The following is a 25,148-nucleotide window of genomic DNA, read 5'->3' on the forward strand; positions in this document are numbered from 1 at the left end:
CTGGTGCTCGGCTCGCGTTACGTGCCCGGCGGCAAGACCGTGGGCTGGCCCAAGCGGCGCGAGATCCTGTCCCGCGGCGGCAACACCTGGGTGCGCATGGTGACCGGGATGCGGCTGAAGGACGCGACCGGCGGCTACCGCCTGTTCCGGCGCGCGACGCTGGAGAAGATCGACCTCGCCAGCGTGGAGTCCGCCGGCTACACCTTCCAGGTCGACCTGGCCTGGCGCGTCACGCGGGCCGGGCTGAAGGTCGTCGAGGTGCCCATCACCTTCGTCGAGCGCGAACTCGGCGCGTCCAAGATGAGCGGCAACATCGTGGCCGAGGCCCTGTGGCGGACCACCGTCTGGGGCACGAAGTACCGCCTGGGCCGTCTGGCCGGCAAGAAGTAACCGGCGGCGACCGTCCGCCGACACGACGTAAGGATGGTGACGATCGCCACGCGGTCGTCACCATCCGTCCTCGGCGACCGGGGCCCGAGTAGGTCGATCCGTACGATGAACGGCCCTACACTGGCATGATGCCGTCCGCCGCGTTCCGCTCCGTCCTGCGCCTGCTGCCGCGGTCCACGGGGCCCCGGGCGTTCGTGGCGGCTTTCCTCGGCTTCTTCCTGCTCGGCGCCGCCTGGTCGGTCGCCCTGCCCTACGACGGTCCCCCGGACGAGTTCCGGCACGTGGTGCGCGCCTACGGGGTGCTCGACGGGCAGATCGCAGCACGCGTCAACGCCCAGGTGACCGTCCCCCGGAGCCTGGTACCCGCCGGCGTCGCCGACGACGACGCAGCCTCCTGCATGCGCTGGAAGCTGGACGTCTCAGCGGGCTGCGTCAGCGCGCCGGCGCCCGGCGACGAGTCCCGCATGGTGGAGACCACCAGCGGGGCCGCGAACTACAACCCGCTCTACTACGCCGTGGTCGGATGGCCGCTCAAGCTGGCGCCGGACTTCACCGGCGTCGTCGCCGCGCGCCTGCTGACCTGTCTGCTGACCAGCGCGCTGCTGGCCGGTGCGGTCGCGGTGGCGGTGCGGCTGATGCCGGGCCGGGGGCCCCTGATGCTCGGCGGCGTGCTGCTGGCGCTGACGCCGGTGGCGGTGAACCTGACCGGCGCGGTGAACCCGGCCGGGCCGGAGATCGCCGCGGCGGTGGCGGTGTGGACGGCGCTGATCGCGATCCTGATGGCCCGCGACGACTCCAAGGGCACCCTGGCCCTGTTCGGCTTCTCGGCCGGCACGCTGGCGGTCCTCCGCGAACTCGGCATCGGCTGGCTGCTGGCCGCGCTCGCGGTGACCGCCTTCGGCGCGCAGCGCGAGCGCATGGCCGAGCTGGCCCGGCGGCCGGCGGTGCGGGCCTGGGCGGCCGCGGTGGCGGCGGCGGCCGTGTTCGGCGCGGCCTGGATACTGCTGTCGACGCAGGGCGGCATCCCCGCCGTGGGGAAGACCACCAACGCCGTTCCGCAGGGCACGGAGTTGTGGGTCAAGGAGCTGACGCACCGCGTCCCGTTCTACACCTCCGGACTGGTCGGGCTGACCTCCTACGGAGACGTCGCGATCCCGTTCCCGCTCACCCTGGCCTGGTTCGTCGCGGTCGGCGCGCTGCTCGTCGCGGTCGCCCGCAAGGCGGGTGTCCGGGTGCTGCTGCAACTGGCGGCGATCGTCGTCGGCGGCTACCTGTTCCTGGTCGGCGCGGACCTGAAGGCGGCGGCCAGCAACTGGTGGTTCTCGCAGGGCCGGTACGCGCTGCCGCTGCTGGTCGGGGCCCCGATCCTGGCCGGCTTCGCGGCCGCCGACCGGGGCCTGGTCGCGGTGCCCCGCCAGGTGCGCCTGATGCGCCGGGCGGCGTGGGTCCTGATCCCGGCCCAGGCCGTGGCGCTGTGGATCACGATGATCCGCTTCGAGCACGCCTTCACGTCCCGGCACCCGAACCTGTTCTTCCTGTTCGGCGAGACGTCCTCGGTCAACCCGTTCTCCGGGGCCTGGACGCCGCCGGGCGCGGCGGTCCCCGCGGTCCTGCTCGGGGTGGCGGGAACCGTGGCCTTGCTCACCCTGGTGTACCGCGCCACCGGTTCCGGACCGATATCGGACGTCCATTCGGTCACAATCCGTGAACGGTACATAAGGATTTCCTGAGCGTCGAGCCCCGTTCCGAAGACTGGTCGGTAGCATGGTGGGACGCCCAGGGCCAGCGGGGGAGCGGCCGGTTTCGTTGCGGGGCGGAACACGGACGAAGGAGTACGGATGCTGCGGCGACTGGCTGCGGGGTTGACGCCCGGCACCTGGAGCCCGCTCCGGGTCTGGCTCACCGCGTTCGCGGCCTTCTTCGCCCTGTCCGTCGCCTGGGCCCTGGCCTCGCCGCTGACCTCGGTCCCGGACGAGCCCTTCCACATGGTCAAGGCCGCGGCCACGGTCCGCGGCCAGCTGCACGGCGCCCCGGTGACCTGGGTCACCCACAACGGGCCGGTCACGAACCACGTGCCGATGACCGGCTACCGCCTGCCGACCTCGTACGCGGACCTGGTCAACCTGCACGAGTGCTACTTCGCCGACGCCAAGGTGCCGGCCTCCTGCGCCCGGACCCCGGGCGCGCAGTCCGGGGTGGCGATCGCCGGCACCACCGCCGGTGCCAACAACCCGCTGTACTACCTGGCCGTGGGCTGGCCGAGCCTGCTGTCCGACGGCCCGCTCGGCATGTACGGCATGCGGGTGGTGTCGGCGGCGCTGTGCGCGGCGATGCTGGCCAGCGCGGTGGTGACGGCGTCCCAGTGGAGCCGCCGCCGCCGCTACCCGCTGGCCGCCGTGCTGGCCGCCGCCACGCCGATGGTGCTGTTCCTGGCCGGATCGGTGAACCCGAACTCGCTGGAGGCCGGCGCGGCGATCCTGCTGTGGGCCGCCGTGCTGAGCCTGATGACCGACCCGCAGCCGGAGCTGGTCCCCCGGCTGCTCGCCCGGGCCGGGCTGGCCACGCTCGCCCTGGTCTCGGTCCGGCAGCTGGGCCCGGCGTGGGCCATGGTCATCGTCGTGTGCGCGGCACTGGCCGGGCGGCCCGGCGCGCTGCGCGCGGTGCTGCGGCGGCCGCAGGTGTGGCTGTGGAGCGCCGCGGTCGGCGCGGTCGGCCTGGGCTGCGTCGCCTGGACCGCCAAGTTCAACGTCCTGGTCCTGAGCAGCGGCGGCTCGGACGCGCACCCGAACCTGACGTTCGCCGTCGCCGCCAAGCACACCCTGGGCCAGAGCCTGGACTACCTGCGGCAGATGGTCGGCTTCTTCGGCTGGCTGGACGTCCGCCCGCCGTACCACCTCGCGGAACTGTGGTTCGTCCCGGTGCTGGCCCTGATCGCCGCCGCGTGCGCGGTCGGGAAGGTGCGGGACGTGGCCGCCCTGGCGCTGCTGGGGATCTCGGTGATCGCGATCCCCGTCCTGGCCCAGGGCCGGCAGGCCCAGACCCTCGGCTACATCTGGCAGGGCCGCTACCTGCTGGCGGTGGCGGCCGGCCTGCCGCTGCTGGCCGCGGCGATACTGGCCAAGCGGAGCCCGCGGCGACCAGCGCTGGGGCGCCTCCTGGAGCGGCTGCCGCTGGCCGTGACCGCGTCGACGCTGCTTCTCGGCTTCCTGATGTTCTACACGACGCTGCGCCGCTACATGGTCGGCTCGCACGGGTCCTGGGTGCCGCTGCACCCGGTCTGGTCGCCGCCCGGGTCGATGGTCCTGGTGGTGGTGCTGTACCTGGTCGGCGCCGGACTGGCCGCGCTGACGGTGCTCGGCAGCCGGACGCCCGACGACACCGCGGCGCCCGGCACCCCGGGGTCGGGGCCGGCCCCGGCCACCGCGACCGACGGTCCGGCCCCCGCCACCGCGACGGGCGGTCCGGTCCCGACGGTCGTCGCACCCGGCGACGGCGTGCTGTCCGGGATGAACGGCCACGCCGACGGTTCAGGGGCCGGCCGGGACGATCCGGGGCTGCTGAGCGCCGGGTCTCAGAGCTCGGCGCCCGGCGGGAGATAGCGGCGGTCCGCGGCCCGGCCGCGGAAGCCGTCCCGGAAGCCCCGCAGCATCGCGAGGGCGCGCGGTCCACGCGGGGCCTCGATCGCCGTCCGCAGCAGGAACCACCAGACGAGATACGCGCCGGTGCCGCGGCACCACGCCGGGGCGTCCGCGCGGTGCTCGCGGAGCAGGACGGTGCCGTTGCGCGCGATCCAGTACAGCCGCCACGTCGGGTGCCGCGACGAGGACACCGAGACGCCGGGCAGCTTGTGCTGGTTGCGCTGGCCGAGGCTGTGCGCGAGCTTGTGGCGCTTGTCCCGCAGGATGCGGTAGCCGGCGGCGCGGACGCGGAGGCAGAAGTCGTTGTCGACGTGGTCGACGAAGAAGTCGGTGCGGAACGGGCCGACCTCGGCCAGGACACTGCCGCGCACCAGCATCCCGGAGGTGATGACGGCGTCGCGCTCGGCGACGTCCGGGGCCTTCTCGGTGCCCGGCTCGTAGTACCGGCCCTGACGCTCGTCCCAAGGGGCCGGCGCCGCGATCGCCACCGCGGGGTCCTCGAAGTGGGCGGCCAGGCCCAGCACCAGATCCTCGCCGAGCACAGAATCCTGGTCGAGGAAGAGCACGAGGTCCGGGGCCGCGCCGTCGGCGGCGTCTCCGGCGGTCGGCGCCGTGAGTTCGGCGACGCCGGCGTTCAGCGCGCCGGCCAGCCCGCGGTTGCGGCCGTCCCGCAGCACCGTGACGCCCGCCAGGTCGCGGAGCTTGTCGGTGAGGAACGGGCCGTCGTTCTGGGGGCCGTCCGGTGTGTTGTCCACCACGACCACGCGCTGGCAGCTCTTGAGCGCCGCCTCCACAACCGCCGTCAGACGCTCGTCGGGATGGAAGGCCGTGGCTACCGCGGCGATGGTCGGCATCGGGCCATCCTATTCGAGACGGATCGGGCCATCCCGACCGCTGCGGTAGCCTCGACTTTCGAGACACGTGTACCCAAGGTGAGAAGACGGGGGCGGCGGCCTTGGCACTAGGACTCGCGGACGACACCCGCGCGACGTCGGCGGGCGGCACCCCGAGCCGATCCCGCGCGTGGCTCCTCCCCCTCGGCGCGGCCTTGCTGCTCGGCGTCTTCCTCCCGCTCGCCTATGCCGCGCTCAGCGGCAACCTGGGCATCCCCCACAACGACACGTGGGCCTTCGGGCGCTCGGCCCAGGAGTTCGCCCGGACCGGGCACCTCCCGATGTTCAACTGGAACATGATGGGCCTGGCCGGGCAGGTGGTGCTGGTCTGGCCGGTCGGGGCGTCGCTGGCCGCGCAGTCGGTCGTGGTCGCCGGGCTCGCGGTCGCCGGACTGGCGGCGTGCTTCGACGTGCTGTGCGGAGCGTTCGGTCCCGAGGGCCGACGGCGCGCCGCCGTGGGAACGCTCGTGGTGGCGCTGTGGCCGGGCTTCGCGCTGCTGTCGACGTCGTTCATGACCGACGTGCCGGCGTTCGCGGCCGTGGCCGGAACGCTGGCGCTGGGACGGCGGGCCCTGGACGGCGCGTCGGGCCGGTGGCTCGCGGCGTCGTGCGCGGTCGGTCTGTGGGGCGCGACGGTGCGGGAGCAGGTGCTGGCGGCGCCGGCCGCGGTGCTGGCGGTCGCCCTGTTCCGGGCCCGGTACCGGGCCGACCGCGAGCGCGGGCACCGTCGTCCGGTCTTCACGGTGGCACAGGTGCTCGGGGCCGGCGTGCTGATCCTGGCGGCGCTGGGCGTGTTCGAGCTCTGGCGGCGCGGGATCCCCGGCGGCGGCGCGCCGGACTTCACGGTGCGCACGGTGACGGCCGAGTTCGTGGCCGTGGCGCTGGTGCAGGGACTGCTGACGGTCGCCCTGGCGGTGAGCCCGGTCGTGCTGGCTGTGGTGCGGCCGCGCGCCTGGGGCCGACGGGCCTGGACCGCCGGAGCGGTGACGCTCGGAGCGGGGCTGCTCGCCGCCTGGGACAAGGGGGCGTTCCTCGGGAACTACGTCGGCCACGACGGCGCCTACTCGGCGGCGACCGCCTCGGGGCGGCCGCTGCTGCTCGGGAACGTCTGGTGGGCGGTGCTGGGGTGGCTCGCGTGCGTGTCGGCGGCGCTGCTGGTCGGCCACGTGGTGCAGCGGGTCGGCGAGCGGGGATGGGGACTCGGCGTGCGGCCGGAGATCCTGCTGTTCGCGGTGGTGACCGTCCTCGGCACGGTTCTGGAGGTCGGGCAGGGGCGGGACATCTACGACCGGTACCTGCTGCCGCTGGCGATTCCGGCGCTGGTGGTCCTGCTGACGGGGCCGCTACCCACCTCACGGCGCTTCGGGGCTGCGGCGCTCGCGTCGGCCGTCTCCGCGGGGCTGGTCGTGGTGACCGGCGCGACGCTGGTGGCGAACGCCTTCGCCTTCGACGCCACGGTGTGGCGGACCGCCACCCGGCTGGTCGACTCGGGTCAGGCCGACGCGGCCCACGTCGAAGCCGGGTTGGTGTGGGACGGGTACCACTCCCCCGCCGCGATGGCGGATCATCCGGATCGGTCAGTGGGAGTGGACATGTTCGGAGCGCTGCGGTACCTGCCGAACCACTCGCCCTGCTTCGTGGTTTCACCGTCCTCGCGCGCGGCAGCCGGGTGGCGGCTAGTCTCTGTCCAGCACTACAAGACTTACGGGCTGGCTGGAGATGCACGGGTGTACGTGTACCGCGTAGAGGGGTCCCAGGGGTGTCAATAGCCGATGATGTCGCGGTGCGGCCGGAAACGGCACCGAGGCAGGCGACGACATTTGCAGACCTGCGATTCAAGTACTCCGCGCATATCGTCCTCGGCATGTGCGCGGTGGTGTTCGCGGCGCTGCTCTGGGCCGTGCGACGCCTGGACTTCTACTACGACGAGTGGGACTTCGTCGACAAGGCCGAACGGTGGCGGTTCGAGGACTACTTCGTGCCCCACAACGAGCACTGGTCCACCGTGCCGATGGTGGTCTACCGCCTGCTGATCGGCCTGTTCGGGATGCACAGCTACCTTCCCTACAGCGCGGCCCTGCTGCTCCTCCACTGCGGGAACGCGTTCCTGCTGTTCGTGGTGATCCGGCGGCGCTGCGGCGACGCGCTGGGCATCGGTGCCGCGGCGATCATGCTGGTCCTGGGGCGTGGGTCGGACGACTTCATCTGGGCGTTCCAGATCGGGTTCTCGTGCTCGGTGCTGTTCGGGCTGGTGGCCTTGGTGCTGCTGGATGCGGAGCGGCCTTCACGGCGGGCGCTGGTCGGGGCTTCGGTCGCACTGGTGCTGTCGCTGGCGTCTTCGGGGGAGGGGCTCTTCTTCGTTGTCGCGGCTGGGGTTTCGATGGTGCTGCGGTGCGGGGGGCTGGGGCTTGGACGGGCGCTGAGGCGGGGCGGGGGCATGGAGGCCACCGCGGTGCCGAGCGCTGTCCCGGAGCCGTTGGTGCCCCGCCTGTGGAGCCGGTACCGGAAGGTGGCAGCCGTTCTCGCGGCACCGATCGTCGCATACGGCGTCTGGTACCCGCTGTACGGCGCCCAGCACGCCACCGAGGCCCGCTCGCCCCTGACGCTCCACGCCGCCAGCGGACTGTTCACGTTCGTCCCCACCGGCCTGGGCTCCGGCATGACCGGCATCATCGGCTTGGACTGGCAGTACCGCTGGATCGGCTTCGCGACGTTCGTCGCCCTGTTCGCCCTCCTGTGCCGCCGAGGACGCACCTCAGCCCTCGCGGTCGGCCTCGGCGTCGGCGTGGTGGCCCAGTTCTGCCTGACCGGCCTGGTCCGCGCCCAGTACGGAGACCAGCTGGCGGGCACCTCCCGCTACGTGTACATAGCGGCCGTCTTCATCCTCCCGATGCTGGCCGAAACACTGCGCACGATGGAGTCGCGCCTGCGCTGGCAGGCGGCCCTCGCAACAGTCGCCGCAGTGGGCTGCTTCCACAGCACCTTCGTCCTCGACGACGCCATCAGCGACCGCAACCGGCTGTTCTCCCGCCAGAAGGCGATGCTGCAGACAGCATGGTTCCTCCGTGACGACCCCCAGCTGAATCTGGACGCCATCATCGATCCCGCTGATGCTCCGACGCTGACAGTCCGGTTGTACTTGCAGACGCGGAGGGAGTTGGGAAGCCCGCTGCGGGATCTGGATGCGCGGGGGATCGCTGCGTTGGATGCGGGTGATGTGGGTCAGGCGCGGAGGAATGTGCTGGGGGGTTCGCGGTAGGGCTCGTCAACATCTCGATCACCCGCTGCTGCTCATCCGCGTCCTCCGGCCGATGCTCAGCCCGCCGAGCCCGTGATCCCCGGCCCCCGAGACGTCACCGCCGCTCCTTGCCGTCCGTCCTGACCGTCAGCTCGGCCCCCGAGGGCAGGTATCGCAAGCTGTACTTACGCGTAGCCGCGTCGCGCACCCCGTGCAGCACCGCACGAGCGTGAGCAGAGCGATCGTCCTCGAACATGACAGCCTGCACCGCGGCACGTCCCAGGTAGAGCGCCGCCGTCACCGCCCACGCCGGCGAGAACCGCCCCTGCTCGCGGATGGTGATCAGCCCATTGCGAATCTGCCAGTAGTCGCGCCACGGAGCCTTGTGCGTGACCGCCACGCGCATGCCCAGAAACCGGTGGGTGCGCCGCTCGCCGATCGAGTGCGGCAGCTTGAGGCGCTTGTCCTGCACGATCCGTGCGCCGGTGCGGCGGACCCGAAGCGAGTACTCGAGGTCCGCGTAGTCCACGAAGAAGTCCTCGCGGAACTCCCCCACGCGCTCCAGCAGCGAGCGCCGGATCAGCATCCCGGAGGTGATGGAGATGGCCCGGTCCGCGACGTCTCCGTGGCGGCCCGAGAACGTCTCGTAGAACCGCTCGTGGACGGTGTCCCACGGCGCCGGCGTGGCGACGCCGATGGTCTCGTCCGTCAGGTGTTCGGCCAGCCGGGGGACGACGTCGGGTTCCAGCACCGAGTCCTGGTCGAGGAAGACCACGGCCTCTATGTCGCGGGAGAGGCGGGAGACGCCGAGGTTCAGGGCGTGGGACAGTCCGCGGTTCACGCCGGGGCGCAGGACGGTCACGGTCTTGGTGTCGGCCGCGATCCGGTCCGCGGTGGAGTCCGCGCCGTCGGGGGTGTTGTCCACGACCACGACCTCGGCGCAGGAGCCCCGCACGGAGTCGACCACGGCCAGCAGACGCTCATCGGGGTGGTAAGCCGTCACCACGGCGGCGATGCGCACGGAGGCCGCCATCAGGCCTGCTCCCCACGGCTCGCCCGGGCCGTCGGCTCCGCCACACGGGCCGTCTGCTCCCCACGGGCCGTCTGCTCCGCCCGGACCTGCCCCACCCGGGGCGCGGGCAGCAAAGCATGCCGTGCCAGGTTCTTCACTCCAGGCACCGAACGCGCCTTGAGCGCCGCCGGCATCAGCGTCATGGCGTGCAGTCGTGACGCCGTGTACCGCCGCGCCGCCTTCGCAGCCCGCGGCCACCCGAGCGCCGCCATCTGCGCCGACGCGCCGACGAAGTAGCGCCGGGCCTCGGCGAACCGCTTGCCGGCCATGGCCTCCGCCGAGCTGAGGCTCGCGGCGTGGCGGCGGTACTGGAACACCACCTCGTCGGACAGCACCATGTCCTCGCCCGCCTCGATCAGATCGATGACCAGCGCCAGGTCCTGGATGATGTGCAGATCGGCGCGGAAGCCGACCTCCTTGACGGCCGCGGACCGCCAGCACAGCGACGGGAAGTAGAACCAGCAGCCCCGCAGCAGGCTCGCCGCCAGCTCCTCGCCGCCCATCCGGAGCGTGCCGCTGAAGCGGGGCTGGTAGATCCGAGCCTTGACCTGGTCGACGAGCGTGTTCACGACGGCGCCCGCGCCGTCGATGACCTCTACACCGGGCTGGATGATGCCGACGCCCGGGTACTCCTTCATGATGCGCCGGACCTCCGCGACGTAGCCGGGCAGCATGACGTCGTCGGTGCCCATCATCACCAGGTATTCGGCCTCGGCCAGGTGCAGGCACTTGGTGAAGTTGCCGGTGATGCCCAGGTTCCGCTCGTTGCGCTGGTAGGTGACGCGGGGGTCGTCCAGAGCGGCGAACCACTCGGGGACGCCCGGTTCCCGGCCGTCGTCGACGACCGTCAGCCGCCAGTCCGGGTCGGACTGGGCGATGACGCTCCGGACCGCGGTCTGCATCAGGGCCACGTCGCCGTAGTACGGGAGCATGATGTCGATGGTCGTCATGGGTGCGTCTTCGGCCTCACGAGTCGGGGTCGTCGTTAGCTCTGTCGGCTGGTCGGGATCCGGGCTCACCGGCGGTTGACGGCCAGCAGCAACGTGATGAGGGCGCGGCCCAGGTAGATCATCGCCTTCGCGGGCGAGTTGCTGGGCATGCCCGCGGCGCGCGGGCGCATCGCCACCGGGACCTGGGCGACCGGATGTCCCAGGCGGATCACCCGGACCAGGGTCTCGACGGTGTCGCCGAGGTACTCGACCGGGTACCACTGGGCGAACAGGCGGATGATCTCGCGGTCGCAGGCGCGGAAGCCGGAGGTGGTGTCGCTCAGCGTGGTCTTCGCCATCCGCGACAGCACCCGGGACAGCAGGCCCATGGCCCAGCGGCGGGGTCCGCGGACCTGGTAGTCGCCCTCGCCGGCGAAGCGCGCGCCGATCACCACCGAGGCCTCGCCCAGCGCGTCGATCAGCTTGGGGACGTAGCGGGGATCGTGCTGGCCGTCGGCGTCGATCTGGATCGCGACGTCGTAGTCGTGCTCGTGGGCGTAGCGGTAGCCCAGGCGCATGGCGCCGCCGACGCCGAGGTTGTAGGGCAGCGAGACCACGCGGGCGCCGGCGGCCAGGGCCACGCGCTCGGTGTCGTCGGTGGAGCCGTCGTTGACCACCAGCACGTCGTAGGCCGGCAGCTCGTCGCGGACCTCGGCGATGACGTCCGCTATCGATCCGGCCTCGTTCCAGGCGGGGATGATGATGAGGACGCGCTTCTCAGCGTTCACCGACGACCGCCTTCCCGTCCCGCTGGGCGACGATCGGGACCGGCCGGCCGTTCGCGGTGCCGTTCGGAGCTCCGTGGGCGGCGCCGTTCGGAGCCTTGGGCGCGGTGCCGTTCGCGCCCTGCTGCCCGGTCGTCTGCTCGGCCGCCTGCTCGGCCTGCTGCTCCTTCACGTCCCGCAGTTCGGCGCGGATCAGCGCGACCTCCTCGGCCAGGGCCCGCGTCTCGTCCTCCAGCCGGGACGCCTCCCAGCTCAGGTGGATGCACACCACCAGCAGGAACACCACGGCGAGGAACAGCACCAGGCTGGCGCCGCTGGCCACGCCCAGCCAACTGGAGACGTTGTCCAGGGACCACGGGATGAAGCCGAGCGGCAGCGTCACCAGCCCGACCACGAGCCACAGCACCGCGTACTTCTCGCGCAGTTGACGGCGGCGCAGCAGCTCGAAGATGAGTGCCAAGAGCAGGAGCGCCACGACACCGGTCATTATGGCCAGCTTCATGTGGATCCACTCCCGGTGTGGTGGCTTGTCCCGAGTCCGCGGCGGGTGCTGCCACGCCCCGGCGCGTCGGTAGTCGGCTGATCCCGATGGGTGAACCCGGGAAGTCTATCGGGTCTCATTCCGGGATCTCGGCGGCACGGTCCACCGCGCCAGGGCATAGCGCTCACGAGCGCACACCCTCCGCGACCGGGGCGGACGGCGACGGGACGTCGGCGACCAGGTCAGCAGCTTGATCAGGGTTCCGGGATCCGGACGACGCCGTCCGGGTCGCGAACGTCACATCCACGGCCGCGATCACCGTCACCACGAGCGGCCCGGCGATCCCGGCCCACCCGGCGGCGTCCAGCGGGCCCAGCGGCAGGGCGAACACCACGGCCATGGCGGCGAGCCCGGCGACCCAGGACACGAACACGAGGCGGTGCCGGTTCAGCGCGACCTGCGCGGACTGGAGGACGAAACCGGTCATCAGGAAGGCGGTGCTCAGGGCGAGCGCGGCCAGGAAGGTGCGGGACAACGGGGCCGGAGCGTCGAAGTAGGTCCGCAGCACCCACGGACCGACCGCGGCCACACCGGCTACCCCGAGCACACCGAGGCCGAGACAGGCGCCGACCAGGAACCCGGTCTTGCGCCGCACCTCGCGGAAGTCGCCGCGCACCGCGGCGGCGGCGAGCAGCGGAAGCAGCGGCGCCTGGAGCGGGAACAGGCACAGCAGCGCCAGGCGGGACAGACCCATCGAGGAGCTGAGCGCCTTGCCGAGTTCCCGGCTCAGATCGTCGCCACCGGCCAGCCGCGGGCCGATGATCAGCGGGACGGCGTTGATCACGATCTGGCTGACCAGGGTCGCCAGGGTCAGGAGGATGAGTTTCTCGCGTGCGCTGCCGCCGGGTTCCTCGACGGACGGCCCGGCCTGCTCGCTCGAATCGTGGGAATCAGTCGTCTCAGTCGAATCGCCTGAATCGGATGAATCGGACGGTTCGGTCGGCTCGGTCGGCTCGGCCGGCCGGCCGGCACCGGTCGCTCGCCACGAGTGCCGCAGCGCGGGCGAAGCGAGCCCGCTCAGCGCGGCGACCAGCGGCGCCAGACCGAAGGCGAAGGCGTAGCCGAGCATGTGGTCCGAGCCGGCCAGCGTCAGCAGCACGGCCGGCACGACCGCGGCCACGCCCTGCACCACCAGCGTGCCGCTGTAGTACCGGAAGTCCTGGCAGCCCGCGAGCACGCCGCGCACCAGGAACGACGCCCAGGTCGCACCCAACGCGGCGAGCAGCGCCAGGGCCAGCGGCCAGCTGCGGCCGAGAAAGTGCGCGACCAGCAGCGGTGAGGCCGCGGCCAGGATGAGGACGGTCACCGTCGCGAGCCCGGCCGCCTGCCGCAGCTGGCCCCGCACCGCCACCCCGACCGGGCGGCCGGCGGCGTGCGTCCGCGCGACGGTGCGGGTCATCTCCTGTTCCAGCCCGGCCAGCGCGCCGGTGCCGATGGTCCCCACCAGGAAGTAGAAGGAGAACAGGGCCCCGACGTGGGTGCCGAGCGCGCGGTTCGCCATGGCGATCCACAGCGACGCGGCGACCGTGGTGACCCCGAGCCCCACCGCCAGCAGCGGTCCGGGGGCGGTCAGCCGGCTCAGGACAGAGCGGACGTCGCGCGGGCGCTCGGCACTGTGAGGGGACACGAGATTCGATGGTAGTCGATGCCAATCGGCACAATATACGCTTGCAGATTCCGTCACTGAAAGGTGGGCTTGCCGCGATGGACGTCGTCGCCGTGTTCACGGCGTATCACCCCGACGAGCGCCTGGCCGCGGCCGTGGAGTCGGCCCTGCGGAGCTGCTCGTCGGTCATCGTGGTGGACAACACCCCGCGTGCGGACTCCGGCGCCTGGCCCGCCACGGCCGTGGACTCGCGGGCGCCGGCGCTGGCCGGGGAGCGGGTCAAGGTGGTCGCGCACGGACGCAACGTGGGCCTGGGCGCCGCGCTCAACATCGCCGTCTGCGAACTGCCCTCGGCCGCCGAGGCGGTGCTGTTCCTGGACCAGGACTCCGAGCTCCCGCCCGAGATCGTGCCGGGGCTGGTCGCGGACCTGGCCGACCCGGACGTCGGCATCGCGGCGCCGAGCCCCTGGGACCCGAAGCACCAGCGGTACTACTGCTCGGAAGCGCGCCGGACGGAGACGGTGTCCGACGAGGAGGCGGTCATCACCTCCGGGATGCTGGTCCGCCGCGAGGTGCTGGAGAAGGTCCCGTTCGACGAGGACATGTTCCTCGACTGGGTCGACGTCGCGTTCTGCCTGGCCGTGCGCCGTGCCGGGTGGCGCATCCTGATCGACTGGCGCCTGCGGCTGCCGCACGAGATCGGCGCCTGCGAGGTCCACACCCGGTGGGGGCGGACCGCGCACTACAGCCACTACCCCGCGTGGCGGCTGTACTGGATCGGCCGCAACGTCTCGATCCTGCACCGCGGGCACTTCGCAAGCCGGCCCCGGGCCCTGGCCTCGTCCCTGGTCTTCCTCGCCGAGCGGCTGACGAACACCCTGCTGTTCGAGCCGAGGCGGCGGACCCATGTCCCGGCCCTGCTGCGCGGCTTCCGCGACGGCCTCCGGACACGCGTCGACCCCCGCTATCTCCCGGCGGGGGCCGAGCATCCGGCGGTCCGGCGCCGGAAGGGGTGAGGCGTCAGACCGTGGCGTGCCGGCCCATGCCGGCGTGCTTCACCTTGCTGCGCAGGCTGAAGGCGTGGATGACCTCGACGAGGCCGATCGCGATCAGGTAGATCCCGGCGAACACCGCCAGGGTGAAGATGGAGCTGATCGGCCAGGAGATGACGATGATCCCGCCGATCGCGGTCATGATGCCGAGGAACACGCCCCAGCCCTTGCCGGGCACCCCGGCCGGCGCCGAGGCGCTGGTCACCACGGTGGCGATGCCGAACATCAGGAACCCGATGCCGATCCACAGGCTCAGCAGCAACACCGAGTTGTGCAGCGAGTTCCGGAAGCAGAACACCCCCAGCAGGATCGACAGGGCGCCGACGATCACGTTCAGCACGCGCATGCCTCCGCTGATGTGCTCCCCGAAGGCCGCCACGATCTCCATCACGCCGCTGATCAGCAAGTAGATGCCGAACAGCACGCCGAGCACCAGCAGCGTCTGGCCGGGCCACACCAGGGTGATCACCCCGACCGCGATCGCGGCCAGCCCGAGGAGCAGCAGCGCCTGCCACGCGGCCTGGCCGAGTCTCCACAAGGGGTTGTCGACGTCGTCGCCCCGGTCGGGGTACCCCGCGCCCCGGTCGGGGGTGTCCGCGTTGTCCATGTAGCTCATGCCGGATGTATATCCGTTTTTATGACGAATGATGCCTAAACGGACACTCCTGATCGTCCGGACAGCGCAAGCGCTACATCGCCGACGGCGCCGCCACTCCGCTCGCCGCCAGCATCTCCCGCCAGTCCGCCATCTCGGGCAGCCCGGCCGCCGCCCAGCGCGCGTGCCCGAGCACGCTGTACTTGGGCCGGTCCGCCGGGCGGACGAACTTGTCGGACGTGGTCGGCCGCACGCGGTCCGGGTCCAGGCCGGCCTGCTCGAACACCGCGCGCGCCAGCCCGTACCAGGTGGTCTGGCCGCTCGCGGTGCCGTGGTAGATCCCGGCCGGGGCCTCGGGCGCCCGCCCGAGCGCGATCAGCTGCCCGGCCAGGGCGCCGGTCCACGTGGGCTGGCCGACCTGGTCGTCGACCACCTCGACGGTCTCCCGCTCGCCGGCCAGGCGCAGCATCGTGCTCACGAAGTTCCGGCCGCCCGCGCCGTAGAGCCACGCGGTCCGCACCACGTAGCCGGTCCGGGGCAGCACGGCCAGGACCGCGTGCTCGCCGACCAGCTTGGAGCGGCCGTAGGCGTTGACCGGGTCGGTGGCGGCGTCCTCGGCGTAGGGCTCGACGCCCTTGCCGTCGAACACGTAGTCGGTCGACAGCTGGATCAGCCGCGCGCCGGTGCCCGCGCAGGCCGAGGCCAGGCTGGTGACGCCGCCGCCGTTGACCGCGGTGGCCTCGGCCTCGTGCGTCTCGGCGCCGTCCACGTCGGTCCACGCCGCCGTGTTCACCACGATGTCGTGGCCGGCCACCGCGGCCTGGACCGCCGAGGCGTCGGTGATGTCCAGCTCGGCCCGGGTCACCGCGGTGACCTCGGCGTCCGGGTCGGCGCGGAGCAGGGCCACCACGTCGCCGCCGAGCATGCCGCCGGCCCCGGTGACCAGCCAGCGGCGGGGAGCCTGGCGGCCGGGGACGATGACGACCGGGCGGGTCACGAGGTGCCGCCCTCGTTCCCGGCCCCCGCCGCTTCCAGCGCCGCCTTCCCCTTCAGGGGCTCCCACCAGGCGCGGTTGTTCTTGTACCAGTCGATGGTGCGGGCCATGCCCTCCTGGAACGGGACCTGCGGCTCGTAGCCGAGTTCGCGGCGGATCTTCTCGATCGACAGCGAGTAGCGGCGGTCGTGCCCCTTGCGGTCCTCGACCATGCGCACCGAGGACCAGTCCTTGCCGGTGCCGTCCAGCATGAGCTGCACCAGGTCGCGGTTGGTCATCTCGGTGCCGCCGCCGATGTTGTAGACCTCGCCGGCGCGGCCGGAGCGCAGCGCCAGGTCGATGCCCCGGCAGTGGTCGGAGACGTGGAGCCAGTCGCGGATGTTGGAGCCGTCGCCGTAGAGCGCCACGGTGCCGCCGTCCAGCAGGTTGGTCACCGACAGCGGGATCATCTTCTCCGGGAACTGGTAGTGCCCGTAGTTGTTGGAGCAACGGGTCACCACCACGTCCATGCCGTGGGTCCGGTGGTAGGCCAGCACCAGCAGGTCGGAGCCGGCCTTGGAGGCCGAGTAGGCCGAGTTCGGGGCCAGCGGCCACTCCTCGGTCCAGGAGCCCTCGTCGATGGAGCCGTAGACCTCGTCGGTGGAGACGTGGACGAAGCGGCCGACGCCGTGCTTGCGCGCCGCGTCCAGCAGCACCTGCGTGCCCACCACGTTGGTGGTCACGAACGGGCCGGCGCCCAGGATCGAGCGGTCCACGTGCGACTCGGCGGCGAAGTGCACGACGGCGTCGTGGCCGGCCATCACCGAGTCCACGACGTCGGCGTCGCGGATGTCGCCGCGGTGGAAGGTGAAGCCGGGGTTGTCCCGTACCGGCTCCAGGTTGGCCTCGACGCCCGAATAGGTCAGAGCGTCCAGCACCGTCACCGTGTCGACGGTGTCCGGCCGGGTCAGAAGCTGGCGGACGTACTCAGAGCCGATGAACCCGGCACCGCCGGTCACGAGAATCCTCACCCGCTCGAGCTTACCGGCCGCGAAAGTGCGTCTCTCCTTATGTCTGGCCATTCTGCCGACTATTAGAGTGGTGGCATGCGTGGCATCATCCTGGCCGGCGGCACCGGCTCTCGGCTGTGGCCGATCACCAAGGGCGTCTCGAAGCAGCTCATGCCGGTGTTCGACAAGCCGATGATCTACTACCCGCTGTCCACGCTGGTGATGGCCGGTATCTACGAGATCCTCGTGATCACGACCCCGGAGGACCAGCCGCAGTTCCAGCGGCTGCTCGGCGACGGCTCGCAGTGGGGCCTGGACCTGGCCTACGTGGCGCAGGAGCGGCCGGACGGGCTGGCCCAGGCGTTCATACTGGGCGAGGAGTTCATCGGCGGCGACTCGGTGGCGCTGGTGCTCGGCGACAACATCTTCCACGGCGTGGGCCTGGGCCGGCAGCTGCGGCTGCTCACCGAGCCCAGCGGCGGTGTGGTGTTCGCCTACGAGGTGGCGAACCCCCGGGACTACGGCGTCGTCGAGTTCGACGAGTCCGGCCGCGCGGTGTCGATCGAGGAGAAGCCGGACAAGCCCAAGTCCCGCTTCGCCGTGCCCGGCCTGTACTTCTACGACAACCAGGTCGTGGAGATAGCCAAGCAGCTCAAGCCCAGCGCCCGCGGCGAGCTGGAGATCACCGGCGTGAACGCCGAGTACCTGTCCCGCGGCGAGCTGACCGTGCAGGTGCTGGAGCGCGGCACGGCCTGGCTGGACACCGGCACCTTCGACTCGATGGTCCAGGCCGCCGAATACGTCCGCGTCATCGAGCAGCGGCAGGGCTACAAGGTGGGCTGCGTGGAGGAGGTGGCCTGGCGCTCCGGGTTCATCGACGACGCCCGGCTGGCCGAGCTCGCCGAGCCGCTGTGCAAGAGCGGCTACGGCGACTACCTGCTGCACCTGCTCGACCCCGCGATCTGAACCCGAAGCACCCCACGAGAAACGAGAGCCACCCGAGCATGGACATCGTGCCCCTGTCGATCGACGGCGCCTGGGAGATCCGCCCGAAGCTGCACGGCGACCCGCGCGGCCTGTTCACCGAGTGGTACCGCTTCGACCACCTGGCCGAGGCCGTCGGCCACCCCCTGGATCTGCGCCAGGGCAACCTGTCGGTGTCCGCGGCGGGCGTGGTCCGCGGCATCCACTTCGCCGACGTGCCGCCCGGCCAGGCCAAGTACGTCACCTGCACCCGCGGCGCGGTCCTGGACGTGATCGTGGACATCCGCGTCGGCTCCCCGACCTTCGGCCGGTGGGAGGGAGTGCGGCTGGACGAGGAGACCCGCAGGGCCGTCTACATCGCCGAGGGCCTGGGCCACGGCTTCTGCGCCCTGACCGACGACGCCACGCTGACCTACCTCTGCTCGGCCACTTACAACCCGGGCCACGAGCACGGCATCCACCCGCTCGACGCCGAGCTGGGCATCGCGTGGCCGGCGGAGGTCCCGCAGCTGTCGGAACGGGACACCAAGTCGCCGTCGTTCGCGGAGGCGAAGGACAGCGGGCTGCTGCCGAGCTACGAGGCATGCCTCGGCTACACGCGGTCTCTGAAGGACTACACCGCCTGAGGCCGGGGATCGTCTCCGTCCGACAGCACCCCGGGCCGCGTCCGCCCCAGGCCCACGACCGTGGTCCCCACCGCGAACGCGAGCGCCCCGCCGGCCAGCCCCTCGCCGATCCCGGCGTGCAGGCTGGCCGCGGTGTCCACTCTCGGCGGAAGCCGAAGGTGCGTGTCGTAGTAGACCGGGTAGCCGCCGTTCGCGGTGCGCAGCGGATCGCCCGGCCGCAGGCACTTGAAGACTTCCGTGCTGTGGTCCGGCATCCGGACCACGCACCGGTCCCCCGCCCGCGCCCGCGGCGCGTGCGACGGCCCGATGTCCGCCAGCTCCGTCGCGATCCCGGACGTGCCGAAGTGCGCCATGTAGACCGGCCGGACCATGATCGATCCCACCAGGGTGGCCAGGACGAAGCCCACCGCGGCCAGGATCGACAGCGTGTGGTCCGCGGTGCGCCGGTACTCGGCGCTGACGTTGCGGATCGTCAGCCAGAGCACCGCGGCGCCCACCCCGGCGAAGACTCCGACGATCGGCAGCGTGAACAGCGCCAGCGCCACGCCGCCGGCGAACGACAGGAGCCCGATGCCGAGTGTCTGGAGCCAGAACGCTGATCCGGACGTGGCGTGCACGCTGATGTCCGCCAGCGACTTGTGCAGCCGCGTGCCCTGTATCAGGCCCCGCACGTACTCACGACGCAGCTCGGCGGTGGACGGCGGCGGAGGCCGCCGGGCCGCTCGCCGCCGTTCGCGCGCCCTGCCCACGTCAGCGGGCTGCGACGATGATCACCGCGACGATCACCAGCACCAGGAACACGCCGCCGAAGATGGCGGCCATGCCCAGCCCCGACATCTCCTTCTGCCCCGGCTTCACCGAACCGCGGTAGTTGAACGACGGCTTCTCCGGCGCCTTGTTCTGCGACACCAGGTACGCGTGCGGCGTCATCTTGGCGCCCACCGACTTCGCGACCTTCTCGGCCGCCGCCACGTCGGCGTCGTCATGGGTGTAGCCACCGCGGTCCAGGATGATGGCGAGCAGGGCGTCGACCCCGTCGGCCTGCGCGTCGCCGCGCCCGGCCAGCTCGGCCAGCCGGTCCACCGGATAGCCCCAGTCCTCCAGCCGCTGGCGCTTGGCGCTCTTGAGGTTCTTCAGCCGCTGCCGGACCTCGGCGGTACCGACCGCCTGGCGTGTCGGGTTCGGCGCCGTGCTCATGAGCTCACCCCTCAGGGACCTTCCACTGGAACCCGCCGCCGACGCCGTTGGCACCGATCACCGGGATGTGGTGCTTGGCCCAGCATGGGCGATGTGGGTTCGCTGTTCCGGGATCACCTGTTCTGAGATACGAAAAGGCTCCCCCCGGGTGCCCGGAGGGAGCCCCTGTGGACTCGAAGCCCGCTCGGCGGCGGGCTCAAGGTCCTTACTGGCCGCGGATCGCGGACGCCAGGTGCGAGTCCGTCTGCTCCATCGAGTCGGCCGCGCTGTTCAGGTACTGGGCCATGCCCTTCATACCGTCCAGCATCTGACCGGCACCGGTGGTGAACTCCTGGTACTTGTCGTCGAAGGCCTTCGACGCCTGGTCGGTGACGAAGCCGCCGGCGACCAGGTTCTTCACGAGCGCCTGGGCCTGCTTCAGCGTGTCCTGCATCTGCTGCTCGTAGGTCGTCAGCTGGTGGCCGGCGTCCCGCATGTCCTGGTATGTGACGTTAACGTTCGCCATTGAGGCACTCTCCCCATGTACTTCAGCGCCCCCTGTATATGGAGCGCGCCCTCAGCCGGACAGCGTTTCGCTTCCCAGCCCCGTGTTGTCACTCGCAGCCTGCCAGCAAATACCCGGGGTTTGCAACCAATACCTGGATACCGACCTTGATTTCAGCGGGCTGTTTATCCCGTTATGCCGGGGCGGCGAGACCCTCTGGAACCGGTTCCGGGGACCGCTCCCCGGGCGCATTGAGCTGCTCCGACAGGCGATTCCGGTCCAAAGCACCCTCCCAGCCTGCGATGACGATGGTGCCGACGGCGGTGCCGCACAGGTTCGTCAGGGCCCTGCACTCGCTCATGAACTTGTCGATGCCGAAGATCAGCATGATGCCGGCCACCGGGATGGTGCCGACCGTGGACAGCGTCGCGGCCAGCACGATGAAGCCGGAGCCGGTGACGCCGGCGGCGCCCTTGGACGTCAGCAGCAGCACCCCGAGGATCGTCAGCTGCTGCGCGAACGACAGGTGCACGTCCAGGGCCTGCGCGACGTAGAGCGAGCCCAGGGTCAGGTAGATGCAGGTCCCGTCGAGGTTGAACGAGTAGCCGGCGGGCACGGTCAGGCCGACGACGTCGCGACGCACCCCGGCCTGCTCCAGCTTGTCCATCATGCGCGGCAGCACGGACTCGCTGGAGGAGGTGCCCAGCACCACGAGGAGCTCCGGCGCGATGTACCGCAGCAGCCGGAAGATGTTCACCTTCTGGGTCGCGGCGACCGCGCCCAGGACCACGACCACGAACACGGCCGCGGTGCCGTAGAAGACGCCGATCAGCTTGCCCAGGCTCGTCAGGGTGTGCAGACCGTACTTGCCGACGGTGAACGACATGGCGCCGAACGCGCCGACCGGAGCGGCGTACATCACGATCCGCAACACCTGGAACAGCACCTTGCCGACCACCTCGATGCCGCGCGCGACCGGCACCGCCGGCTCGCCCACCAGCTTGATGGCGACCGCGACCAGCACCGCGATCACCAGGACCTGCAGCACGCTGCCCGTGCTGAAGGCGCCGACCAGGCTGTTCGGGATCATGTCGGTCAGGTAGTGCCAGGCGGACTGGGTCTGGCCGGTCTTGATGTACTCCGCCGCCGCGCCGGTGGCCTTGGGCACCTTGGCGTGCACCCCGGCGCCGGGCCGCAGCACGTCCATCACCAGCAGCCCGATCGCCAGCGCGACCGTGGACAGCACCTCGAAGTAGATCAGGGACCGGATCCCCACCCGGCCGACCTCGCGCAGCTTGCCGACGCCGGCGATGCCGGTCACCACCGTCACGAAGACCACCGGCGTGATGACCATCTTGATCAGGTTCACGAAGCTGTCGCCGAGCGGCTGCAGCTGGGTGGCGACACCGGGCGCGGCGGCGCCGAGCGCGATGCCGGCGGCGATGCCGACGAGGACCCAGACGTAGAGCTGCTTGTACCAGCGGCCGCGCGCGGGCGGCGGTGAGGTTGCCGGGGTTACAGACATGATCGCTCCCTAGGACGGCGGCGGACGGACGCCGTTCACTGTGGGGCAGGTCACAGATCGGGATCGCGGTTACGCGCATTACGCGCACGTATCGCTCACGTGCCTTTTTCCTTAACAGAACCTCACCCCATCTGCCGTTTCGCTTGGTCGGGGGCGGTTCATCAGGGACACTTCGGGCATGCGTCGTCTCCGGAGCCGGTTCAGCATCGCCACGCAGGTACTGCTCATGCAGTGCGTGCTGGTCGTGCTGCTGACCGCGTCCGGGTCCACGGCGGCGGTGCTGCAGGCGCACGCCACCGAGCGGGACGGCGCGCGCCGGCAGGTGCTGGCCACGGCCGAGGCGCTGGCCGTCGCGCCGTCCACGGTCGCGGCGCTGCGCGCGCCGGATCCGAGCGCCGTGCTGGAGCCGTTGACCACCGAGCTGGAGCACCAGGCCGGCGTGGACTTCGTGGTGGTGATGACGCCGACGGGCGTCCGCTACACGCACCCGAACCCGGCGCTGATCGGCGGCACGTTCGCGGGGCACATCGCGCCCGCCGCCGCGGGCCGGCCGTTCACCGAGACCTACAGCGGCTCGCTGGGGCCGTCGGTGCGTTCCGTGGTGCCGATCCGCGACCCCGGCGACGGCGGCCGGATCGTCGGCCTGGTCTCGGTGGGGATCACCGAGCACCGCATCAGCTCCTTGTTCGGGCGGCAGCTGCCGCTGGTGGTCGGGATCTCGGCGGCGGCGCTGGCGGTGGCGGTGCTCGGGGCGTACGCCGTCGGCCGCCGCGTGCGGCGCCAGACCATGGGACTGGGCCCGGTCGCGCTGGCCGAGCTGTACGAGCACCACGACGCGGTCATGCACGCGATGCGCGAGGGCCTGCTGCTGCTGGATCCCGCCGGGCGGCTCATCCTGGCCAACGACGAAGCGGTCCGGCTGCTGGACCTCCCCGCACAACGCACCGGCCGGACCCCGGACGAGCTCGGCGTGGACGGTTCGCTGGGCGCGGTCCTCGCCGGCGGCGCGGACGTCGCCGACGGCATCCACCTCACAGAGCACCGCGTCCTGACCGTCAACCAGTCCACGGCCCGTCGCGACGGCCGGGACCTGGGAACCGTGGTGACGCTGCGGGACCGCACCGAGATCCAGGCCCTGACCGATGAACTGGCCTCGGTCCAGGGGTTCGCGGAGGCACTGCGCGCGTCCAACCACGAGGCGGCGAACCGGCTGCACACCGTGGTGACGCTGATCGAGCTGGACCGGCCCGGCGACGCGGTGCGGTTCGCCACCGGCGAGCTGGCGGCGCAGCAGGAGCTGGTGGACCGGATCATGGGCGCGGTGGAGGAGCCGGTGCTGGCCGCGCTGGTGCTCGGGAAGGCGGCGCAGGCGCGGGAGCGGGGGATCGAGCTCACCGTCGGGGCGCTGACCGCGGTGCGCGATCTGCCGCTGCCGGTGACGGACGCGGTGACGTTGGTGGGCAACCTGATCGACAACGCGGTGGAGGCGGTCGCGGCCGGTGAGGGACCCGCGGCCAGGACGGTGACCGTCGATCTGAGCGACGATGCGGACGGCCTCTCGGTGCGGGTGGCCGACACCGGACCGGGCATCCCCGAGGCGGTGCGCGAGGAGGTCTTCGTGCGGGGATACACGACCAAGGGCGAGGCCGGACGCGGTCTGGGACTCGCGCTGGTGGCGCAGATCGTGAAGCGGAACCGCGGCACGGTCGCGGTGTCCGGGGCCGAAGGCGGCGGCGCCGTGGTCGACGTCCGCATCCCCCGGCGGGCCGAGCCGTGACCCGCATGATCCGCACCCTGGTCGTCGAGGACGATCCCGTGCTGGCCGAGGCGCACCGCCTCTATGTGGAGCGGGTACCCGGGTTCGAGGTCGCCGACGTCGCGCGCACCGGCGCCGACGCGTTGCGGGTGCTGGCCGCGCGCGACGTGGACCTGGTGCTGCTGGACGTGTACCTGCCGGACATGACCGGGCTGGACCTGTGCCGCACGCTGCGGGCCCGGGGCGACGCGGTCGACGTGATCGCCGTGACCTCGGCGCGGGACCTGCCGACGGTGCGGGCCGCGGTGTCGCTGGGGATCGTGCAGTACCTGATCAAGCCGTTCCAGTTCTCGACGTTCCGTTCGCGCCTGGAGGCCTACGCCGACTTCCGCCGGGCCGCTGAGTCCGCCGACACGCTGCGGCAGGACGAGCTCGACCGGATCCTCGACGGGCTGCGCTCGCCGCGTCCGGCGCAGTTGCCGAAGGGCCTGGCCGACAGCACGCTGACCGCGCTCATCGGCATCCTGCGGACGGCGTCGCCGTTGACCGCCGCGGAGTTGGCGGACCGGGCCGGCGTCAGCGCCCCGACCACGCGCCGGTATCTCGAGTACCTGACGGCGCGGCGGCTGGTCTCGGGGCAGCCCCGCTACGGCGGCCCGGGACGGCCGGAGACCGTGTATCAGTGGGCTGGATGACCGATGACGGGCGGCGTCCGCCGGACGTTCATCCGGCCGGCGGCGGGCACTCGTCAGCAGCCATCCAAGGGCCGCGACACCCGCGTTGACAAGCTCGTCTATCCGACGTTGAGCAAATGGTGAGCCGGGCGTCGGACAGTGGGGCCATGCGAGTTCTCATCACCGGACTGGGTCGGCGGCGCAGCCGGACGCTCAACGGCGGCCTGGCCGCGCTGGGCTTCGACGTTCTGGACGCCGCCGACGTCACCGGGGCCGGACCGCTGCGGAGGCTGCCGGACGTGGTGCTGCTGGAGTGCGGCATCGTCGACCGCGAGGTGCTGGCGTTCTGCCGCCGGCTGCGCTCCGAGCTGCAGGCCCCGATCATCGCCGTCACCCACCGCGTGGACCTCGGCGCCTGGCTGCGCGGCCACGACAACGGGATCGACGACTACGTGGTCCAGCCCTTCGGCCTGCAGGAGCTGGCCGCGCGTCTGCGCCTGGCCGTGGCCCCACCACGGCCGCCGCTGACGCCCGGGCCGCCGCGCCGGATCACCGCCGGGCCGCTGGTGGTGTCCGAGGATTCCCGGACGGTCACCGTGCACGGCCAGCGGGTCGCGCTGCGGCCGAAGGAGTACCAGCTGCTGGTGGTGCTGGCCCGGCAGGCCGGGACGGTGCTGGCCCGCGACCAGCTGATCGCGCGGCTGTGGCCGGCCGGCTGGGACGGCGCGGAGCGGTCGCTGGAGGTGCACGTCGCCTCGCTGCGCTCGAAGCTGGCGCTGCCCGGGATGATCGCGACGGTGCGCGGTGTCGGGTACCGGCTGGTGACGCCGGAGTCGTTCCTGCGCCTGAACCCGGACACGGTGCGGCTGCTGCGTGAGGACGCGGCGGAGCGGGAGCGGGAGGCCGCGGCGGCGTGATCGGGTGAGCGGGCACCGGATGTCGACGACGGGGCGAACCGGCGCGGTGCGCACCGCGCCGGTTCGCCCCGTCGTGTTGCGATTCGACAACGACTGCACAGTGCGTTCCGCCTGAACTGGTGGGGATCGCTAAAGGCCCCTCCCCCGGCGCTGGGAAAGGCGGTTACGATTACCGCTCGCAGGGGGGAAGCGAACCGTCCACCGCCGCCTCGGAGCCGGATTCCGATCCCGCCTGCTGCGTTCTGTCGAGGCGGCCTGACGCG

At 71.7% G+C, this 25,148-nt stretch carries 24 protein-coding genes; 11 read left to right on the forward strand and 13 right to left on the reverse strand.

The features are described from left to right. The 3 genes from ABD466_RS41505 to ABD466_RS41515 all read left to right on the forward strand — a co-directional run. Positions 1 to 390 (forward strand): glycosyltransferase family protein (locus ABD466_RS41505; protein WP_486334158.1); only part of this gene is annotated, 390 nt, incomplete at its 5' end. A gap of 128 nt (positions 391 to 518) precedes the next feature. Beyond that, positions 519 to 2,120: a DUF2142 domain-containing protein gene (locus ABD466_RS41510; RefSeq protein WP_344662809.1), complete on the forward strand. Its 1,602-nt coding sequence runs from the start codon at positions 519 to 521 to the stop codon at positions 2,118 to 2,120. Between the two features lie 108 nt (positions 2,121 to 2,228). Beyond that, entirely contained in the window at positions 2,229 to 3,989 is a 1,761-nt protein-coding gene (locus ABD466_RS41515) for a DUF2142 domain-containing protein (protein WP_344662810.1), read from the forward strand. On the opposite strand, the gene ABD466_RS41520 is transcribed toward ABD466_RS41515, so the two are convergent. Then, positions 3,962 to 4,882: a glycosyltransferase gene (locus tag ABD466_RS41520; RefSeq protein WP_344662811.1), complete on the reverse strand. Its 921-nt coding sequence runs from the start codon at positions 4,880 to 4,882 to the stop codon at positions 3,962 to 3,964. The two genes, ABD466_RS41515 and ABD466_RS41520, sit on opposite strands and share 28 nt — an antisense overlap. Positions 4,883 to 4,983: 101 nt before the next feature. Between ABD466_RS41520 and ABD466_RS41525 the strand changes: the two genes are divergently transcribed. Together ABD466_RS41525 and ABD466_RS41530 are read left to right on the forward strand one after the other, a co-directional pair. Further along, on the forward strand, positions 4,984 to 6,690 hold the full coding sequence (locus ABD466_RS41525) for a hypothetical protein (RefSeq protein WP_344662812.1): 1,707 nt from the start codon (positions 4,984 to 4,986) through the stop codon (positions 6,688 to 6,690). Between the two features lie 95 nt (positions 6,691 to 6,785). Further along, complete coding sequence (locus tag ABD466_RS41530) at positions 6,786 to 8,180, forward strand: hypothetical protein (RefSeq protein WP_344662813.1); 1,395 nt, start codon at positions 6,786 to 6,788, stop codon at positions 8,178 to 8,180. 94 nt (positions 8,181 to 8,274) lie between these two features. On the opposite strand, the gene ABD466_RS41535 is transcribed toward ABD466_RS41530, so the two are convergent. The 5 genes from ABD466_RS41535 to ABD466_RS41555 all read right to left on the reverse strand — a co-directional run bounded on the left by ABD466_RS41535 (position 8,275) and on the right by ABD466_RS41555 (position 13,113). Beyond that, a complete protein-coding gene (locus ABD466_RS41535; RefSeq protein ID WP_344662814.1) occupies positions 8,275 to 9,192 on the reverse strand; it encodes a glycosyltransferase in 918 nt (305 codons plus the stop codon). After that, on the reverse strand, positions 9,192 to 10,181 hold the full coding sequence (locus tag ABD466_RS41540) for a glycosyltransferase family 2 protein (protein WP_344662815.1): 990 nt from the start codon (positions 10,179 to 10,181) through the stop codon (positions 9,192 to 9,194). Before ABD466_RS41540 ends, ABD466_RS41535 begins: the two co-directional genes overlap by 1 nt. A gap of 65 nt (positions 10,182 to 10,246) precedes the next feature. Beyond that, positions 10,247 to 10,948, reverse strand: a complete 702-nt coding sequence (locus tag ABD466_RS41545) for a glycosyltransferase family 2 protein (RefSeq protein WP_344662816.1) — start codon at positions 10,946 to 10,948, stop codon at positions 10,247 to 10,249. Further along, a complete protein-coding gene (locus tag ABD466_RS41550; RefSeq protein ID WP_344662817.1) occupies positions 10,938 to 11,447 on the reverse strand; it encodes a DUF2304 domain-containing protein in 510 nt (169 codons plus the stop codon). The genes ABD466_RS41545 and ABD466_RS41550 overlap by 11 nt, the downstream gene beginning before the upstream one ends. Positions 11,448 to 11,610: 163 nt before the next feature. Further along, the gene (locus tag ABD466_RS41555) at positions 11,611 to 13,113 is read right to left on the reverse strand and encodes a hypothetical protein (protein ID WP_344662818.1); all 1,503 of its coding nucleotides are present in this window, start codon (positions 13,111 to 13,113) and stop codon (positions 11,611 to 11,613) included. A gap of 77 nt (positions 13,114 to 13,190) precedes the next feature. Here ABD466_RS41555 and ABD466_RS41560 point away from each other — a divergent pair, with 77 nt between their 5' ends. Further along, positions 13,191 to 14,108, forward strand: coding sequence for a glycosyltransferase (locus tag ABD466_RS41560; protein ID WP_344662819.1), 918 nt, complete (start codon positions 13,191 to 13,193; stop codon positions 14,106 to 14,108). 4 nt (positions 14,109 to 14,112) lie between these two features. On the opposite strand, the gene ABD466_RS41565 is transcribed toward ABD466_RS41560, so the two are convergent. The 3 genes from ABD466_RS41565 to rfbB form a co-directional block, all read right to left on the reverse strand. Further along, complete coding sequence (locus tag ABD466_RS41565) at positions 14,113 to 14,760, reverse strand: HdeD family acid-resistance protein (RefSeq protein WP_344662820.1); 648 nt, start codon at positions 14,758 to 14,760, stop codon at positions 14,113 to 14,115. A gap of 73 nt (positions 14,761 to 14,833) precedes the next feature. After that, a complete protein-coding gene (gene rfbD, locus ABD466_RS41570) occupies positions 14,834 to 15,736 on the reverse strand; it encodes a dTDP-4-dehydrorhamnose reductase (RefSeq protein WP_344662821.1) in 903 nt (300 codons plus the stop codon). Beyond that, complete coding sequence (gene rfbB / locus ABD466_RS41575; RefSeq protein ID WP_344662822.1) at positions 15,733 to 16,743, reverse strand: dTDP-glucose 4,6-dehydratase; 1,011 nt, start codon at positions 16,741 to 16,743, stop codon at positions 15,733 to 15,735. Before rfbB ends, rfbD begins: the two co-directional genes overlap by 4 nt. 75 nt (positions 16,744 to 16,818) lie before the next feature. On the opposite strand from rfbB, the gene rfbA reads away from it, so the two are divergent. Both rfbA and rfbC read left to right on the forward strand, forming a co-directional pair. After that, positions 16,819 to 17,688, forward strand: a complete 870-nt coding sequence (gene rfbA, locus ABD466_RS41580; protein WP_344662823.1) for a glucose-1-phosphate thymidylyltransferase RfbA — start codon at positions 16,819 to 16,821, stop codon at positions 17,686 to 17,688. Positions 17,689 to 17,726: 38 nt separating this feature from the next. Further along, positions 17,727 to 18,332: a dTDP-4-dehydrorhamnose 3,5-epimerase gene (rfbC, locus tag ABD466_RS41585; RefSeq protein WP_344662824.1), complete on the forward strand. Its 606-nt coding sequence runs from the start codon at positions 17,727 to 17,729 to the stop codon at positions 18,330 to 18,332. Here rfbC and ABD466_RS41590 read toward each other — a convergent pair. From ABD466_RS41590 to dctA, 4 genes are all read right to left on the reverse strand, one after another. Beyond that, positions 18,320 to 19,003, reverse strand: coding sequence for a hypothetical protein (locus tag ABD466_RS41590; RefSeq protein WP_344662825.1), 684 nt, complete (start codon positions 19,001 to 19,003; stop codon positions 18,320 to 18,322). The genes rfbC and ABD466_RS41590 overlap by 13 nt on opposite strands. Positions 19,004 to 19,082: 79 nt before the next feature. Further along, positions 19,083 to 19,529, reverse strand: a complete 447-nt coding sequence (locus ABD466_RS41595) for a hypothetical protein (RefSeq protein ID WP_344662826.1) — start codon at positions 19,527 to 19,529, stop codon at positions 19,083 to 19,085. A 205-nt stretch (positions 19,530 to 19,734) separates the two neighbouring features. Beyond that, a complete protein-coding gene (locus ABD466_RS41600; protein WP_344662827.1) occupies positions 19,735 to 20,034 on the reverse strand; it encodes a WXG100 family type VII secretion target in 300 nt (99 codons plus the stop codon). A gap of 172 nt (positions 20,035 to 20,206) precedes the next feature. Continuing rightward, entirely contained in the window at positions 20,207 to 21,538 is a 1,332-nt protein-coding gene (gene dctA / locus ABD466_RS41605; protein WP_344662828.1) for a C4-dicarboxylate transporter DctA, read from the reverse strand. Positions 21,539 to 21,716: 178 nt separating this feature from the next. On the opposite strand from dctA, the gene ABD466_RS41610 reads away from it, so the two are divergent. From ABD466_RS41610 to ABD466_RS41620, 3 genes are all read left to right on the forward strand, one after another. Beyond that, positions 21,717 to 23,315 (forward strand): sensor histidine kinase, encoded by a 1,599-nt coding sequence (locus tag ABD466_RS41610; protein WP_344662829.1) that lies wholly within the window; start codon positions 21,717 to 21,719, stop codon positions 23,313 to 23,315. Between the two features lie 5 nt (positions 23,316 to 23,320). Next, positions 23,321 to 23,989, forward strand: coding sequence for a response regulator (locus ABD466_RS41615; protein WP_344662830.1), 669 nt, complete (start codon positions 23,321 to 23,323; stop codon positions 23,987 to 23,989). 146 nt (positions 23,990 to 24,135) lie between these two features. Then, a complete protein-coding gene (locus tag ABD466_RS41620) occupies positions 24,136 to 24,885 on the forward strand; it encodes a response regulator transcription factor (RefSeq protein WP_344662831.1) in 750 nt (249 codons plus the stop codon). Positions 24,886 to 25,148 lie beyond the last annotated feature (263 nt).

It is taken from the genome of Catenulispora subtropica, from assembly GCF_039531675.1.
GTDB lineage: Bacteria > Actinomycetota > Actinomycetes > Streptomycetales > Catenulisporaceae > Catenulispora > Catenulispora subtropica.